Consider the following 14,274-nt stretch of genomic DNA (forward strand, 5'->3'; position numbering starts at 1 on the left):
TGTCTCCGGCGCTCCCCGCGCCTCAGACCGGGGTCGTCACGCGCACCGGAAGCCCGAGCACGTCCACGGCGGCCGCGGCCACCTCGTCGCGGACGGCCTCGGGCGCGTAGACGCCGAGTCGCCACTGCGTCCGCTCGGCCGACCGGAGTGCGCCAACGAGTTCGGAGGCGTCTTCGAGCCGTCGGACGACGCCGTTGACGACGACGCGCGACCGCGACTCCTTGATTCGCGGCCGCGACGGCGCGTCCACGATGACTGACTCGGCTGACACGTCGGCGGCGCCGGCGATGTCCCGCTCGGCCGCCCGCGTCGCCTCGGGGTCGAGTTCGACCACGTCGGTCGGCACGGCGTCGATGGGGGCCCAGACGGCCCGCTTGTAGAGGTCGCGGCGCTCGATTCGGCGGCCGAGGTCGGGCACGCGCTCGCCGAGGGCGACGAGCAGGTCGTGGTCGGCCATCCGGACGAACTCCTCGATTGGCACGCCGTCGTCGACGAGGCGCTCGGAGGCACGTTCGAGCATCGCGCCCGCGATGCGGGAGACGTGGTGGCGGTAGACGGTCGCGTTCATCAGCGCCCGGGCGAGAAGCAGAGATTCGGCGGTCTGGACGTTCCCCTCGGCCAATACGAGTTCGCCGTCCCGATACCGGAGTTCGCGGACGAGGCGGCCGTGGTCGATGGTGCCGTAAGGGACGCCGGTGTGGTGGGCGTCGCGGACGAGGTAGTCCATCCGGTCCACGTCCAACTCGCCCGAAACCAACTGCCCGAGGCCGCCTGCACCGTCGACCATGTCGGCGACGCGGTCGGGGTCGAGCCCGTGATCGGTCAGGACTTCGCCGACCTCGGTCCCGTCGAGTAAGTGGTGAATCTCGTCGTGGTCGCGGCCGGTGCGCCGGCGGATGAGGTCCTCGGTCTGATGGCCGTAGGGTCCGTGGCCGATGTCGTGGAGGAGCGCGGCGGCGCGGACGTGAGCGGCGCGGTCGCCGTCGACGCCGAGATGCGAGAGGGCGCGGGAGGCGAGGTGGTAGACGCCGAGGCTGTGTTCGAACCGCGTGTGGCTCGCGGAGGGGTAGACGAGCCGGACCGTCGAGAGCTGTTTGATGTGTCGAAGCCGCTGGAAGGCGGGCGTATCGACGAGTTCGGCGGCCACGGGGTCGAGCGAGATGTAGTCGTGGACGCTGTCCTTGACGGCGGTCATAGCGGGTGTTGCACGAGAGGAGTCAAATAGCCGAGCATTCGGGTCGTCGTGGGGGCGAGGTGGCCGGCCGCACGACCGCGGGTCCCTCTCTGCCGCCCCGCTTCACCGCTGGGAGAACTGTCCGACGACCTGCTCTGCGGTCGCGTCGGCGACGACGCCGACGAGGTGGGCGCGGTAGGCGGGTCGGCTGACGACCCCGGTTCCGGCGCTCTCGACCGACGCTTCGACCGAGCCGGCGAGGTCAGGACCGTCGGTGGACTCGAAGACGAGTGGGTCACCCGACAGCGCCGCATCGACGTGTCTCTCGTGACCGCCCGCGTCGAACGCCGCGCGCCACGTCACCGACCCGGAGGGGGCGACCGGATTCCAGCGCGAGTCCCACTCGTCAACGACGACGACCACGACCGGGCCCTCGGCGTCCCCCTCGCGGGCGTCGGCCGGTTCGAGGGCCACGCCCCGTTCCGCGAACGACGCGACGAGGGCGGCCGTGAGGTCGTCGCGGACGGCCTCCGGCGCGTCGACCACGAGGACACCCTCGGTAATCGGCGGGAGCGAATCGAGGTTCGACCCGCCCGACGCGGCGGTCGCGGAGGCCGTCGTCTCGTAGCTCGCCGCCTCGAAATCGAGGGCGAGCAGGCCGCCGGAGACGGCCACGACGACGAGCACGAGTGCGACCACGACCGCGGTTCGAGGGGACAAGTCCATGGGGCATATTCGTCTCGCGGCGGCGATAGCCGTTCTGTGACGCGTGTTGTCGGTGGTCCGTCTCGTCGGACTCTGTTGAAAACCTCAGCTGGTGATAGCTTGTCGAGACTGTGCTGAATCCAGAGAGCAAGTCGGTCCGGTTGAATGCTACCTAACAAAGTCCAAGTTCCGCTCTTCTCTGTGGTTTGGCTCTACCGGGCACTCAGGGTGGAAGATTATGGCAGCGAGTTGCGAAGATTTATATGACAACTAATTATCATTTGATTAATGCCCTCTAAGCAATTCTTCACCCCTTCTCGACGGATGGTCCTAATCGGAGTGGTTGTACTCATGATGGTGGGTGGTCCGTTGTGGTCGTCACTATTCCATATCGGCGAACGGAACCATCAATACGAGAGCTACGAGGTCGTCATCGACAACGAGACGGGGCTTGCGTACGTGGACGACTCTTTTCCAGCAATGAATCATCGACTCAGCGAAGACCTTGGGTGTGGTCCGTTTAGCATGAGTCGAATCTGTGCACTAGAACGCGTCACACTAAACTCAACAGTCCCCACGAAGCGATATACGACTAACCCCGACTGGGAACCGCCACATTTTGGTCACGAGCGGTATCACTATGTTCTCATCGACGGCCAAACATACGAAACAAGATATGTCCCAAACCGGTCTGTCACGGAGAACGGAAAATATCCATACCGGCTTGACCTCGGACTCAGACCAGTTCCTCGTGAGGACGTGCTCCGATCTATCTCACTAAATGTGGCCCACGTTTCACCGACCGTTCGTGCAGCGGCAGAATCGGGCACACACTCTACGCACGCTCGTGTCGACGTTCCGAACACGCCGGTTCGACTTGCTGACGGTACCTATCACCGGGTCGTATACGATGGTTACACGCAGTCAACAAGGGCCGAAGGACTGCTTGAACTGATTTTAGAGTTCTTCGCTCCGTTTTTCGGTGTCATACTGCTTCCCCGTGTTGTGTCACATTTCGAAGTGAATTACGTCGACTGATAGATGGGTGATTCTCGAAGAGGCTGTTCTTGAGTTCAGGTGGGGTTGAGCGGGGTGGTTCTGACCAGCAGCGGTGGAACGAGGATAGCGTCGTGCTGACCACATCCTCTCTATTCAGCACGCCGGTTCTGTCGGGTTCTGGGGAGTTCAACGAAGTTCCTGTCGCACGATGGTGGCGGTGGTTCGACCGCCCACAAACCGTTTCACGCGGGGGCGACGAGACGCCGATATGAGTCTCCGGTCAGTCCTCGGAAACGCCGTCGGCTACGCGCTCCTCGGCTTCGCCTGTCTCTCCGTGGCTTTCGCGGGCTACTGGGTCGTGAGGAGCGTCTTGACCGGCGCGACCGCCGGGCGCGTGATGTTCGTCATGTCCGGCCTCGGGGCGGCGCTGATAACCGGCTTCTCGGGCTATTTCGTCAGGAAGGCGGTCGCCGGACAGGTGATGCCCTCGGAGTTCGACGTGTCGGTGGCCTATCGCGGCGGTCCCTGACGAGGGCTTCGTCGGTCTACGCGGCTGTCTCGCCCTCGCGACCCGCGACCGGCCGGCGTCTCCGGTGAAGGAACTTTCAAACGGACACTCGTCCTACGGCGCATCATGGTCACCTTCCTCGCCGGGGGCACGGGCACCCCCAAACTCCTCGACGGGGCCGCCGGGGTGTTCGACCCCGCCGAGACGACCGTCGTCGCCAACACCGGCGACGACGTGGAACTCGGCGGCCACCTCGTCTGTCCCGACGTGGACACCGTCCTCTTCGCCGGCGGCGGCGTCCTCGACACCGACCGCTGGTGGGGAATCGCCGACGACACTACCGCGACCGACGACGAACTCCACCGCCTCGCTGACGCGGCCGGCCTCGAATCCGGTCCGCGCTACCTCCCCGAGTCGGCCCAGACCGCCGGCCGCGACATCGCCCGCTGGCGGCGCTTCTCCGGCGTCGCGGAGTTCATGGAAATCGGCGACCGCGACCGCGCGGTCCACATCACCCGCACCTCGTTGCTCGACGAGGGGAACTCGCTCACCGAAGTCACTCGGACCCTCGCCGACGCCTTCGACCTCGACGTGTCGCTCCTCCCGATGAGCGACGACCCCGTGGCGACCCTGATTCACACCGACGAAGGGACGATGCACTTCCAGGAGTACTGGGTCCACCGCCGCGCCGACCCCGCCGTCCGCGACGTGGAGTTCCGCGGCGCTGACGACGCCGCCATCACCGACGAAGTCGCCGACGCACTCGCAGAACCGGTCGTCGTCGGCCCCTCGAACCCCGTCACGAGCATCGGCCCGATGCTCGCCGTCGACGGCTTCGCGGACGCCCTCGCCGACACGCCGGTTGTCGCCGTCTCGCCGTTCGTGGAGGACACCGTGTTCTCCGGCCCCGCCGCGGACCTCATGGCGGGCGTCGGCTACGACCCCTCGACCGCGGGCGTCGCCGAGGCCTACCCCTTCGCCGACGCGTTCGTCCTCGATACGGCCGACAGCACCGACCTCGACCGGCCGGTCGTCCGAACCGACACCCGAATCGACGGCCCGGAAGACGCCGAGCGCGTCGCCCGCGCCGTTTCCGAGGCGCTCGCGGAGGTGTCGTGATGTTCGCCCCGCGGGTCGCCGTTGCGAGCCTCAGCGGCGAGTCCGACGCCGCGTGGGCGGACGCCGCGGCACCCCACGTCGGCGCGGCGTTCATCGGCGGCGTCGCCCTCGACGACGCCTCGCAGGCGGCGGCCCGCGAGCTCGTCGCCCGCGGGCGCTCGGAGTTCCTCGCCGACGACCCGGTCGCCTTCGTCTCCGACCAACTCGACTCACTCGCCGGATTCGACGGCAAAGACCGCTTCGTCGCCGTCAACGTCCGGGCAACCTCGCCCGACCCGATTCGGGAGGTCGCGGCCGTCTGCGCCGACCGCGGCGCAGGCGTGGAGATAAACGCCCACTGCCGACAGGACGAACTCTGCGCCGTCGGTTGCGGCGAGACGCTCCTGCGCGACACCGACCGACTGGCCGCGTACGTCGCGGCGGCCGCCGAATCCGACGCGCCGGTCGGCGCGAAAGTCCGCGCCGAAATCGACGGCGTGGACCTCCCGAACCTCGCGGTCGCGCTCGCCGACGCGGGAGCCGACTGGCTCCACGTCGACGCGATGGACTCCGAGGCCGCGATTGCCGACGTGGCCGCCGCCGCGCCCGACCTCTTTCTCGTCGCCAACAACGGCGTTCGCGACCGCGAGACGGCGACCGAGTACCTCGACTACGGGGCCGACGCGGTGAGCGTCGGGCGGCCGAGCGACAACCCGACGGTCCTCCGCCGGGTCAGAACCGCCGTTGACGACTGGTTCGCCGGGCGCGAGAGCGACGCCGAGTTGGGCGACGAGAGCGGGGTGTCCGCCTGATGGTCGCGCCCGTCTCCGACCGGGGGTTCGACCCTGCGCGGCACGCCGAACTCGCGCTCCTGCTCGAAGTCGCCGGCACGCCCAAGCCGGGGAACGTCGACCGCCGCCGCGACCTCTCGGACCTGCACTTCGAACACTTCCTGACCGGCGCTGTCGGCTCCGCGGCCGGTCTCGAACTGGCGGCGTCGGGCGCGCCGGTCGGCGAGGCGTTCGAGGAGGCGGTCGCCGGCATGAGCCGACAGGGCGGCGGGAACACGCAGTTCGGCTGTCTCCTGCTTCTCGTCCCGCTCGTCCGGGCGGCGGCCGAAGACGACCGCGACCTCTCGCCCGCCGGCGCGACCGCCGTGGTCGAATCGACCACCGTCGCCGACGCGGTCGGGTTCTACCGCGCGTTCGAACACGTCGAGGTGGCCGTCGGCGACGTGCCCGAGGACGCGCCGGACCTCGACGTTCGGCGCGGCGGCGACGCTGCCGACGCGCTCCGAGAGCGCGGGTTCACGCTGTACGACGTGATGGACCTGAGCGCCGAGCGCGACGCCAACGCCCGCGAGTGGACCGGCGGCTTCACCCGGACCTTCCGCGCGGCTGAGGCCATCCTCGCCGACGACGGCCCCGTCACCGACCGCGTCGCTCGCGCGTTTCTCGACCTCCTCGCGGAGGAACCGGACACGCTCGTCGCGACGAACCACGGCGAGGCCGTCGCCCGCGACGTGATGGACCGCGCGGCCGCGGTCTCCGACCTCGACGAAGCCGAGGAACTGGCCGACGAGTTCGTCGCTGAGGGAATCAACCCCGGCACGACCGCCGACATCGTCTGCGCGGCGACGTTCGTCGCGCTGGAGCGGGGGGTCCCGCTGTGAGCGACGACGAGACGATGGACGCGGGGCGTCGCGCCGGCGACCGCGACGGCTGGCCCGTCGAACTCCGCGGCGTCACCGAGACAGTCGTCGCCACGCTCGGGCCGAACGACCGGTGGAACTTCGCTGCGCTCGGGGTCCACGCGCCGGAGGCTGACGACGCTCCCGCCGACGTGTCTTCCGGTTCGCCACCGCCGTCGACCGCGACGACGTGGGGAAACACCCGAACCCGCCGGAACTTCCATCGACAGGGCGGCGGCGTCATTCAGTTCGTCTCCGACCCGCGGGCGTTCGTCGAGGCCGCGATGACCATCTACGAACGGGACTCGCCGGTCCTCGATTCGGCCGACGCGTGGGCCGAAGTCGAGGCGACGCCGGTCAGTTCCGGCGAGGATGGCGGGACTGAGTGGGAGACGTGGGAACTCCGGCCCGTCGACGCCGCGGTCGAGCGGACCCGGCCGTTCACTATCAATCGCGGCTTCGGCGCGGTCATCGACGCGACGGTGGCCGCCTCGCGCCTCGACGTGCCCTCCTTCGACACCGACGACCTGCTGGATCGACTCGACTACTTCGCCGAGACGGTCGAGAAATGCGGCGGGGAAAGAGAGCGCGAGGCGTTCGCGCGAATCGACGAGTTGACGGGCTGGCGCGAGCGGGCGGCCGCGAGACGGAACGAATCGTTTTAGTGTTCGTCCGGGGAATCTTCCGACATGGCAATCAAGCCCAAGTACGTCAAGCAGCTTGGTAACATCCTGCTGGAGCGATACCCGCAGGCGTTCAACACGGACTTCGAGACGAACAAGGACAGCGTCGAGGAACTGACCACGGTCGAGTCGAAGGGCGTCCGCAACCGCATCGCCGGCTACATCACGCGCAAGAAGGGCGGTCAGGGCGCGTAAGTTCGAGTCAGTCGATTCTCTCTGCGAACACATCTTCTCCAGCCCGCGCGGAGCGGCCGCGCCGGGCCGCGCGCGACGCACGCATGCGACGCCCGCAGTTTCGGTCCCCAGTAAACCATACCCGTACAGACCGCTTTCCACCGCTTCCGACCGGTCCGGAGGAAGCGTTTAGTCCGCGCTCCCGCGATGCTCCGACATGCGCGTCATCGGTCACCGCGGCTGTCCCGCCCTCGCCCCCGAAAACACGCTCGCAGCCTTCGAGGCGGCCGCGACGCGACTCGACTGGGTCGAACTCGACGTCCGACGCTGTGGCTCCGGCGAACTCGTCGTCTTCCACGACGAGACGCTCGACCGCCTGACCGACGCGGCCGGCCGTGTCGCCGAGACGAGCCTCGCGGACCTCCAGGAACTCACAATCGGCGACTCCGACGAGTCGGTTCCGACGCTCGCGGCGGTGTTCGACGCCCTGCCGGACCGCGTCGCGGTCAACGTCGAACTGAAAGAGGCCGGCCTCGCCGCCGACCTCGCGGCCGTCGTCGCCGACGCGGGAAACGAAGTACTCGTCTCGTCGTTCGACGCCGAGGCGCTCCGCGAGGTGCGCGAGACGACCGCGCTCCCGGTCGCCTTCCTCTTCGCGACCGACTGGGCGGCGTCGCTGTCGGTCGCCGCCGACCTCGACTGTGCGGCCGTCCACCCGCACTACGACCTGCTCTCGTCGGCGCGGGTCGAGGAGGCGCACGACCGCGGCTTCGAGGTCAACGCGTGGACGGTTCCCGACCGCGAGGTCGCGCGGCGACTCCGAGAGTACGGCGTCGACGGCGTGGTCGTCGACGACCCAGCACTCGCGGAGTGAACTACCGAGTCCGAGCGCCGCCGCGGAACGCCTGAAACGCCGTCTGGTCCCGTTGTACGCCGAACGCGAGCGAAATGAGCGCGACGACGATGCAGACCCCGACAACGGCGGTCGGAAGAACGCCGTCAGGGAGGTAGCCGTTCGCCATCCCGAGTTCGACGCAGGCCCCGGCGAAGACGGCGGCGAGCGCCGCGGAGACTAAGTCCGGTTCGCCCTCGTCGGCGTAGTGTGCCGCGACAGCGACGGCGGCAAAGCCGGCGAAAACGGCGTTGAAAAACAGCCAGACGAGCGCGGAGTGGACCATGTTGGACCGACTGACGTCGGACGAGAGTGTAACTGTTCTGTCGTGAACCCGCAGGCCCCCGACTCAGAACCGGTCGACGCGGCCCGAGGCGGCCCACGCGTCGGTCGGCGCGCCGGAGGGGACGCGACGGCCACAGCCGGTGACCGATTCGAGGCGGCCGGCGTACCGCCAGCGGTTTTCGTTCCACGTCTCCTCGCCGTCGGCGGCGGCTGCGGCGGCCGCGGCGACCGACTGGTCGTGGAGGTGCGCGCCGACGGCGGCGGCGATGGCCGCGGCCTCCTCGGCGTCGGCGTCGTCCGGAATCGACAGCCCCGACAGCAGCTCCCCGCTCATAGCGGGATGTTGCCGTGTTTCTTGTCGGGTTGCGACTTGCGCTTGGAGTTCAGCATCCGGAGGTCGGAGATGAGTCGTTCGCGGGTCTCGCCGGGTTCGATGACGTCGTCGATGAAGCCGCGGTCCGCGGCGGTGTAGGGGTTGGCGAACTCCTCGCGGTACTCCTCGATGAGCTCGTCGCGGCGGGCGTCGGGGTCGTCCGCGGCGTCGAGTTCGTCGCGGTAGAGGATATTGACCGCGCCCTGCGGGCCCATCACGGCGATTTCGGCGGTCGGCCACGCGTAGTTCACGTCCGCGCCGAGGTGCTTCGAGGCCATCACGTCGTACGCGCCGCCGTAGGCCTTGCGCGTGATGACGGTCATGAGGGGGACCGTCGCCTCGGAGTAGGCATAGAGGAGCTTCGCGCCGTGGCGGATGATGCCGTTGTGCTCTTGGTCCGTGCCGGGCAGGAAGCCGGGCACGTCCACGAACGAGAGGATAGGAATGTTGAACGAGTCGCAAAAGCGGATGAAGCGCGCGCCCTTCTCGGAGGCCTCGATGTCGAGGGTGCCGGCGTTCACGCGGGGCTGGTTGGCGACGATGCCGACCGAACGGCCGTCGAGGCGACCGAAGCCGACGACGATGTTCTTCGCGAAGTCCTCCTGGACGCCGAAGAAGGAGCCCTCGTCGAGAACGCCGTCGAGCACGTCGTGGATGTCGTAGGGCTTTCGCGGCTGGTCGGGCACGACCTCGGCGAGGTCGTCGTCGACGCGCTCGGGGTCGTCCCACGGCTCGACGCGCGGGGGGTCTTCGACGTTGTTCTGCGGGAGGTACGAAAGCAGGTGTCGGATGTCGTCGAGCGCCTGTTCTTCGGTGTCGGTGGCGAAGTGGGCGACCCCGCTCGTCGAGGTGTGGGTCGTCGCGCCGCCGAGTTCGTCGAAAGTGACCTCCTCGCCCGTGACCGTCTTAATGACGTCCGGGCCGGTGATGAACATGTGGCTCGTGTCGCGGACCATGAAGGTGAAGTCCGTCAGCGCGGGGGAGTACACCGCGCCGCCCGCGCAGGGGCCCATGATGGCCGAAATCTGCGGGATGACGCCGGACGCCTCGGTGTTGCGGCGGAAGATTTCGCCGAAGCCGCCGAGCGACTGGACGCCCTCTTGAATCCGCGCGCCGGCGGAGTCGTTGAGACCGACGACGGGTGCACCGACCTCCATCGCCTTGTCCATCACCTTGCAGACCTTCTCGGCGAACACCTCGCCGAGCGAGCCGCCGAAGACGGTGAAGTCGTGGGCGAAGACGAAGACGGTCCGGCCGTCGACCTCGCCGTAGCCGGTGATGACGCCGTCGCCGGGGAGCTTCGTCTCCTCCATCCCGAACTTGTGGTTGCGGTGGGTCCGGAACTGGTCGAACTCGCGGAAGGTGCCGTCGTCGAGGAAGTAGTCGATGCGCTCGCGGGCGGTCATCTTGCCCTTGTCGTGCTGGGAGGCGATTCGGTCCTCACCGCCGCCTTTCAGGGCTTCCTCGCGCTTCTCGCGGAGTTCGTCGATCCGGTCTTCCATCGTCATGCCAGACCACCTTCGCTCATTGGAGCAACGGTCCGCAGTCCTCGGTCAAAGGAGTTCCGCAATCCGGCAACCCTTACTTCGACAGTTGTCGAAGAATAGGTGGAACAATCATCATGGTTGTTGGCGGGGGCGCGGGCCGCGTCTCGCGGTCGAGTCGGCCCAAAACGGAGGACGAAGTCGAGTCAGTGCGTCGAACGCGGCGGGATGGTCGCCGCTCAGACGACTGAGTTGGGCTGCCGAAGACCGAAGAACGCCGCGGCAGACGCGACGACGGCGACGCCGACGGTCGGCCAGAAGCCGATGGTCGTGTCCACGCCGAAGTGCGTGAGGAGCGTGAAGACGAGGAACAGCGGGAGGACGACCCCGACGGCGAAGAGCCACGGCGTACCGAGGGACTTCGAGAACTCACCCGCGCCGGCGGCGAACTCCTCGAGCGCCTCGCGGCCCATGACCCAGCCGACGAACAGGAGGAATGCGGCGAGGCCGGCGGTCAGGAGGACGTTCACGAGCGGGCCGGCGACGAAGCCGAAGATGCCCGGGTTGAACGCGCAGACGGTGCCGGTGACGGCGACGAGCGCGGTCATCCCGACGACGGCGCGCCTGCGTGAGACGCCGTACTCGTCGACGAGGAACGCGACGGGGATTTCGAGCATGCTGATGGAACTCGACAGCGCCGCGAGCGTCACGACGGCGAAGAACGCGGTGGCGATGAGCGTCCCCGCGGGGAGTTGCGAGAACGCCCCAGCGAGGCCGACGAACAGCGCGCCCGGCCCGGTGCCGGTCTCAGTCGGATTGATTCCCTGCGAGAACAGAAGCGGGAAGACGACGAGACCGGTGATGACGCCGACGCTCGTGTTGAGGACGGCGATGGCGCTCCCGTCGAAGGGAAGCGAGCGGTCCTCGTCGAGGTACGAGGAGTAGGTGATCATCGTGCCCGCGCCGAGCGAGAGGGTAAACAGCGCCTGTCCGGCGGCGGGGCCGAGGATGGCGAAGAAGTTCTCGGTGATGACCGAGGGGTCGAACCGGAGGAAGAAGGTGTAGCCGGCGGCCGCGTTCGGCTGGGTCGCGGCCCAGGCGGCGAGACCGGCGAGCAGGATGAGCACGGCGGGCATCATGACCTTCGTGCCGAGTTCGATGCCCTTGCGGACGCCCGCGAAGACGATGAGCGCAGTCAGTCCGAGAAACAGGAGGTGGTAGAGCGCGGCGTCGACGCCGGCGGAAACGCCGCCGAAGTACTGGCCCGGATTCGTGAAGTACGCGGGGTTTCCGCCGACGACCGCGGCCCCGCTTTCGAGGAGATACCGGATAATCCACCCGCCGACGACGCTGTAGAACGAGAGCAGCGAGATGCCGGTGACGACCGAGAACGCGCCGACGACACCCCACGTTTTCGACCCCGAGAGGTCCCGGAGCGCGCCGACCGGCGACTTCTTCGCCCGGCGACCGATGACGAACTCGCCGAGCAGACCGGGGACGCCGACGAGGAGAACGATACCGAGATATACGACGAGGAACGCGCTGCCGCCGTTTTCGGCGGTCTGCCACGGGAACCGCCAGATGTTCCCGAGGCCGACCGCGCTGCCGACGGCCGCGAGGATGAACCCGAGCCGTGTTGCCCATGTTTCTCGTGTCATTGACACCCATTGCCAGTCCACCGGTAAAAGGGCTTTCGGACCGACGATACGTCATCGGAGAAATTTAACGGTTTTGAGTGGTCTACGCGTGAAAATTGCTGTCGAATAGTCGGAGGAAATGCGTCGCTACCGATGATTCCTAACCGCTCGAAAAGCGGGGCCGGTCGCCGCCTCAGAGGGGCGGAACGATAGCCGGGCTCTCGCCGAGGAACAACGTCTGGAGCCCGAGGGCGAGCGTCGCCACGACGGCGACGATGACGAGCGTGCGGACCAACCAGAGCCACGTCAGGCCGACGCCGTCACCGAGTCCGCTGCCCTTCATCAACTCCTCGATGGCGGGCGCGCCGTAGACCCACGCCGCGAAGACGAGGATGCCGAGGACCGAAAGCGGAAGGAGCAGTTTGTAGGCGAGCGTGTCGAACCAGCCGAGCCACGCGGTGTCGATTGCCGACGGGACGCCGAGCAGGAAGATGACGCCGCCGAGACCGACCGCCATCTGCGGGCGGGAGACGTCGTAGTTGTCGATGGACCACGAGACGACGACTTCGAGGAGGCTAATCGCAGACGAGAGCGCCGCGATGAGCACGACCACGAAGAAGACGAGGCCGATTATCTGGCCACCGGGGATGTCGGCGAACGCGCCGGCGACGCTGATGAACACCGCACCCGCGCCGCTCGTGTTGGGGTCGATTCCCTGGGCGAACAGGAGCGGGAGGACGACGAGACCGGCGAGGATGCCGACGAAACTGTTCAGGAAGACGATGGTGATACCGTCGCCGAACAGGCTCTGGTCGCCGTCGATGTAGGAGGCGTAGGTTATCATCGCGCCCATACCGAGCGACAGCGAGAAGAACGCCTGTCCGACTGCGAAGGGGACGATGTCGGCGAAGTTCTCCGTGAGCGCGTTGAAGTCGGGCGAGAGGAAGTACGCGTAACCCTCCGACGCGCCGGGGAGCGTGAAGGCAAAGGCCGCGAGCACGCCGAGGATGACGACGATGCTCGGAACCATCAGTTTCGTCGCCTTCTCGATGCCGTCTTCGATGCCGGCGGCGACGATGCCGACGACGAGCGCCATGAACACGGCGTGGAGCGCGAGCGCGTCCATCCCGGCGGACACCTGTCCGAAGTACTCTGCCGGGGCGGCGAAGTACGCGCCGGTCAGGCTGCCGCCGATGTACCGGAGGACCCAGCCGCCGACGACGCTGTAGTACGACAGAATCCAGAACCCGGTGAACAGGCCGATAGCGCCGACGATGCGCCACTCCTTGTAGCCGAGTTTCTCGAAGGCGTTGATGGTGTTCAGGTTGGTCTTGCGTCCGATGACGAACTCGGCGAGGATGGCCGGGAGGCCGATGCCGAGCGCCGCGATGATGTAGACGATCAGGAAGGAGGCACCGCCGAACTGAGCGGTCTTGAACGGGAACTGCCAGATGTTCCCGAGGCCGACCGCGCTGCCGACGGCCGCGAGGATGAACCCTGCCCTGGTTGCCCACGTTTCACGTTCGGTCATGTCTATCACCCTGTTGCCGATGTGGGTGTGATAAATGACGCGGTATGCCGTCGCATATCGGAGCGAAAATCGACATAATTCTCCAACCAACTGTAGGATGTGGCACGTTCGTCCGAATTCAGACCTCGATTAGCCTCATTTTTCTAACGATTGTCGTGTTCGTGAATCCCTTGCGCACCGCGTAAAAATTCGTGCGCACCACAACGAATGTCATACCTTCTCGTGGCGAATGTTGCCACGAAACAGGGTACTCAGGCCTCGCCGTACACCGGGACGGCCGCGCCGCTCGTCACGGGGGTCGCGTCCGAACAGAGCGCGAGCACGGTCCGGGCGATTTCCTCGGGTTTCACCCACGTGTCGAAGTCGGCGTCGGCCATCATCTCCCGGTTCATCGGGGTGTCGATGACGCTCGGCATGACCGCGTTCGCGCGCACGACGCCGCGGTTCTCCTCGGCGATGGTCTCCGTGAGTAGGCGGACGCCCGCCTTCGACGCCCGGTAGACGCCGTCGCCCTCGCCGCCCTCCAGCGACGAGCGAGCCGAGACGCTCACGACGGACCCCTCGGTCTCTCGGAGGTGCGGAATCGCGTGTTTCGACGCCAAGAACATCGTCTTGAGGTTCACGTCGAACAGGAAGTCGAAGGTGTCCGCCTCCGTCTCGTCGACGGGCGTCCCGCCGCGCCACGTCCCGGCGATGTTGGCGAGGTGGTCGAGGCGGCCGAAATCGGAGGCGACCTCGTCGACGACGCGCACCACGTCGTCCTCGTCGGTGAAGTCTCCCTCGTAGAATCGGACTCCCTCGGCCTCGAAAAAGCCGTCCTCGTCGTCGGGTTCGACCACGTCCGCGGCCGCGACCGATGCGCCAGCCTCGTGAAACGCGCGGGCGATTGCGCCGCCGAGCGCGCCGCTCGCACCAGTCACGAGAGCCACGGTCCCGTCAAAATCGAATGTCACGTCCATGTCCGTGCAATACGTGCGCACTGGACATAATTCGGTCGCGGCTGTGCGACCGTCGGCGACCGGCCGCGTCGTCACCCTTCCG

Annotated in this window: 16 protein-coding genes; 8 read left to right on the forward strand and 8 right to left on the reverse strand. The window is 67.3% G+C overall.

The genetic code is table 11. The features are described from left to right. Positions 1 to 22 precede the first annotated feature (22 nt). Both AM590_RS11475 and AM590_RS11480 read right to left on the reverse strand, forming a co-directional pair. On the reverse strand, positions 23 to 1,195 hold the full coding sequence (locus tag AM590_RS11475) for an HD domain-containing protein (protein WP_058827587.1): 1,173 nt from the start codon (positions 1,193 to 1,195) through the stop codon (positions 23 to 25). Between the two features lie 102 nt (positions 1,196 to 1,297). Beyond that, on the reverse strand, positions 1,298 to 1,900 hold the full coding sequence (locus AM590_RS11480) for a hypothetical protein (protein WP_058827588.1): 603 nt from the start codon (positions 1,898 to 1,900) through the stop codon (positions 1,298 to 1,300). A gap of 267 nt (positions 1,901 to 2,167) precedes the next feature. Here AM590_RS11480 and AM590_RS20520 point away from each other — a divergent pair, with 267 nt between their 5' ends. The 8 genes from AM590_RS20520 (at position 2,168) to AM590_RS11515 (ending at position 7,905) form a co-directional block, all read left to right on the forward strand. Continuing rightward, on the forward strand, positions 2,168 to 2,917 hold the full coding sequence (locus AM590_RS20520; RefSeq protein WP_157575462.1) for a hypothetical protein: 750 nt from the start codon (positions 2,168 to 2,170) through the stop codon (positions 2,915 to 2,917). Positions 2,918 to 3,146: 229 nt separating this feature from the next. Further along, positions 3,147 to 3,407 carry a hypothetical protein gene (locus AM590_RS11485; protein ID WP_058827589.1) on the forward strand — a complete coding sequence of 87 codons (261 nt, stop codon included), beginning with the start codon at positions 3,147 to 3,149 and terminating at the stop codon, positions 3,405 to 3,407. Between the two features lie 105 nt (positions 3,408 to 3,512). Then, entirely contained in the window at positions 3,513 to 4,505 is a 993-nt protein-coding gene (cofD, locus tag AM590_RS11490) for a 2-phospho-L-lactate transferase (RefSeq protein ID WP_058827590.1), read from the forward strand. Beyond that, a complete protein-coding gene (locus AM590_RS11495) occupies positions 4,505 to 5,296 on the forward strand; it encodes a tRNA-dihydrouridine synthase (RefSeq protein ID WP_058827591.1) in 792 nt (263 codons plus the stop codon). The genes cofD and AM590_RS11495 overlap by 1 nt, the downstream gene beginning before the upstream one ends. Next, complete coding sequence (locus AM590_RS11500) at positions 5,296 to 6,156, forward strand: triphosphoribosyl-dephospho-CoA synthase (RefSeq protein ID WP_058827592.1); 861 nt, start codon at positions 5,296 to 5,298, stop codon at positions 6,154 to 6,156. The genes AM590_RS11495 and AM590_RS11500 overlap by 1 nt, the downstream gene beginning before the upstream one ends. Before the next feature lie 14 nt (positions 6,157 to 6,170). Continuing rightward, positions 6,171 to 6,839, forward strand: a complete 669-nt coding sequence (locus AM590_RS11505) for a DUF447 domain-containing protein (RefSeq protein ID WP_058827736.1) — start codon at positions 6,171 to 6,173, stop codon at positions 6,837 to 6,839. A 24-nt stretch (positions 6,840 to 6,863) separates the two neighbouring features. Beyond that, entirely contained in the window at positions 6,864 to 7,052 is a 189-nt protein-coding gene (locus AM590_RS11510) for a 30S ribosomal protein S17e (protein ID WP_004042417.1), read from the forward strand. A gap of 196 nt (positions 7,053 to 7,248) precedes the next feature. Then, entirely contained in the window at positions 7,249 to 7,905 is a 657-nt protein-coding gene (locus tag AM590_RS11515) for a glycerophosphodiester phosphodiesterase family protein (protein WP_058827593.1), read from the forward strand. A 1-nt stretch (position 7,906) separates the two neighbouring features. Here the strand turns inward: AM590_RS11515 and AM590_RS11520 are convergent, their stop codons facing one another. The 6 genes from AM590_RS11520 to AM590_RS11545 all read right to left on the reverse strand — a co-directional run bounded on the left by AM590_RS11520 (position 7,907) and on the right by AM590_RS11545 (position 14,192). Further along, positions 7,907 to 8,209: a hypothetical protein gene (locus AM590_RS11520; RefSeq protein WP_058827594.1), complete on the reverse strand. Its 303-nt coding sequence runs from the start codon at positions 8,207 to 8,209 to the stop codon at positions 7,907 to 7,909. A gap of 63 nt (positions 8,210 to 8,272) precedes the next feature. Beyond that, a complete protein-coding gene (locus AM590_RS11525; RefSeq protein WP_058827595.1) occupies positions 8,273 to 8,542 on the reverse strand; it encodes a hypothetical protein in 270 nt (89 codons plus the stop codon). Next, entirely contained in the window at positions 8,539 to 10,083 is a 1,545-nt protein-coding gene (locus AM590_RS11530; protein WP_058827737.1) for an acyl-CoA carboxylase subunit beta, read from the reverse strand. Before AM590_RS11530 ends, AM590_RS11525 begins: the two co-directional genes overlap by 4 nt. A gap of 221 nt (positions 10,084 to 10,304) precedes the next feature. After that, a complete protein-coding gene (locus tag AM590_RS11535; RefSeq protein ID WP_058827596.1) occupies positions 10,305 to 11,723 on the reverse strand; it encodes a sodium-dependent transporter in 1,419 nt (472 codons plus the stop codon). A gap of 172 nt (positions 11,724 to 11,895) precedes the next feature. Continuing rightward, positions 11,896 to 13,233: a sodium-dependent transporter gene (locus AM590_RS11540; protein ID WP_058827597.1), complete on the reverse strand. Its 1,338-nt coding sequence runs from the start codon at positions 13,231 to 13,233 to the stop codon at positions 11,896 to 11,898. A 251-nt stretch (positions 13,234 to 13,484) separates the two neighbouring features. Next, on the reverse strand, positions 13,485 to 14,192 hold the full coding sequence (locus AM590_RS11545; RefSeq protein ID WP_058827598.1) for an SDR family oxidoreductase: 708 nt from the start codon (positions 14,190 to 14,192) through the stop codon (positions 13,485 to 13,487). Between the last annotated feature and the right edge of the window lie 82 nt (positions 14,193 to 14,274).

Source organism: Haloferax sp. Q22, from assembly GCF_001482285.1.
Taxonomy (GTDB): domain Archaea; phylum Halobacteriota; class Halobacteria; order Halobacteriales; family Haloferacaceae; genus Haloferax.

Excerpts from the sequence above, each read along its gene's own strand:
- AM590_RS11475 (WP_058827587.1), bottom strand. The coding sequence starts at position 1,195 with ATGACCGCCGTCAAGGACAGCGTCCACGACTACATCTCGCTCGACCCC.
- AM590_RS11480 (WP_058827588.1), bottom strand. The coding sequence starts at position 1,900 with ATGGACTTGTCCCCTCGAACCGCGGTCGTGGTCGCACTCGTGCTCGTC.
- AM590_RS20520 (WP_157575462.1), top strand. The coding sequence starts at position 2,168 with ATGCCCTCTAAGCAATTCTTCACCCCTTCTCGACGGATGGTCCTAATC.
- AM590_RS11485 (WP_058827589.1), top strand. The coding sequence starts at position 3,147 with ATGAGTCTCCGGTCAGTCCTCGGAAACGCCGTCGGCTACGCGCTCCTC.
- cofD (WP_058827590.1), top strand. The coding sequence starts at position 3,513 with ATGGTCACCTTCCTCGCCGGGGGCACGGGCACCCCCAAACTCCTCGAC.
- AM590_RS11495 (WP_058827591.1), top strand. The coding sequence starts at position 4,505 with ATGTTCGCCCCGCGGGTCGCCGTTGCGAGCCTCAGCGGCGAGTCCGAC.
- AM590_RS11500 (WP_058827592.1), top strand. The coding sequence starts at position 5,296 with ATGGTCGCGCCCGTCTCCGACCGGGGGTTCGACCCTGCGCGGCACGCC.
- AM590_RS11505 (WP_058827736.1), top strand. The coding sequence starts at position 6,171 with ATGGACGCGGGGCGTCGCGCCGGCGACCGCGACGGCTGGCCCGTCGAA.
- AM590_RS11510 (WP_004042417.1), top strand. The coding sequence starts at position 6,864 with ATGGCAATCAAGCCCAAGTACGTCAAGCAGCTTGGTAACATCCTGCTG.
- AM590_RS11515 (WP_058827593.1), top strand. The coding sequence starts at position 7,249 with ATGCGCGTCATCGGTCACCGCGGCTGTCCCGCCCTCGCCCCCGAAAAC.
- AM590_RS11520 (WP_058827594.1), bottom strand. The coding sequence starts at position 8,209 with ATGGTCCACTCCGCGCTCGTCTGGCTGTTTTTCAACGCCGTTTTCGCC.
- AM590_RS11525 (WP_058827595.1), bottom strand. The coding sequence starts at position 8,542 with ATGAGCGGGGAGCTGCTGTCGGGGCTGTCGATTCCGGACGACGCCGAC.
- AM590_RS11530 (WP_058827737.1), bottom strand. The coding sequence starts at position 10,083 with ATGGAAGACCGGATCGACGAACTCCGCGAGAAGCGCGAGGAAGCCCTG.
- AM590_RS11535 (WP_058827596.1), bottom strand. The coding sequence starts at position 11,723 with ATGACACGAGAAACATGGGCAACACGGCTCGGGTTCATCCTCGCGGCC.
- AM590_RS11540 (WP_058827597.1), bottom strand. The coding sequence starts at position 13,233 with ATGACCGAACGTGAAACGTGGGCAACCAGGGCAGGGTTCATCCTCGCG.
- AM590_RS11545 (WP_058827598.1), bottom strand. The coding sequence starts at position 14,192 with ATGGACGTGACATTCGATTTTGACGGGACCGTGGCTCTCGTGACTGGT.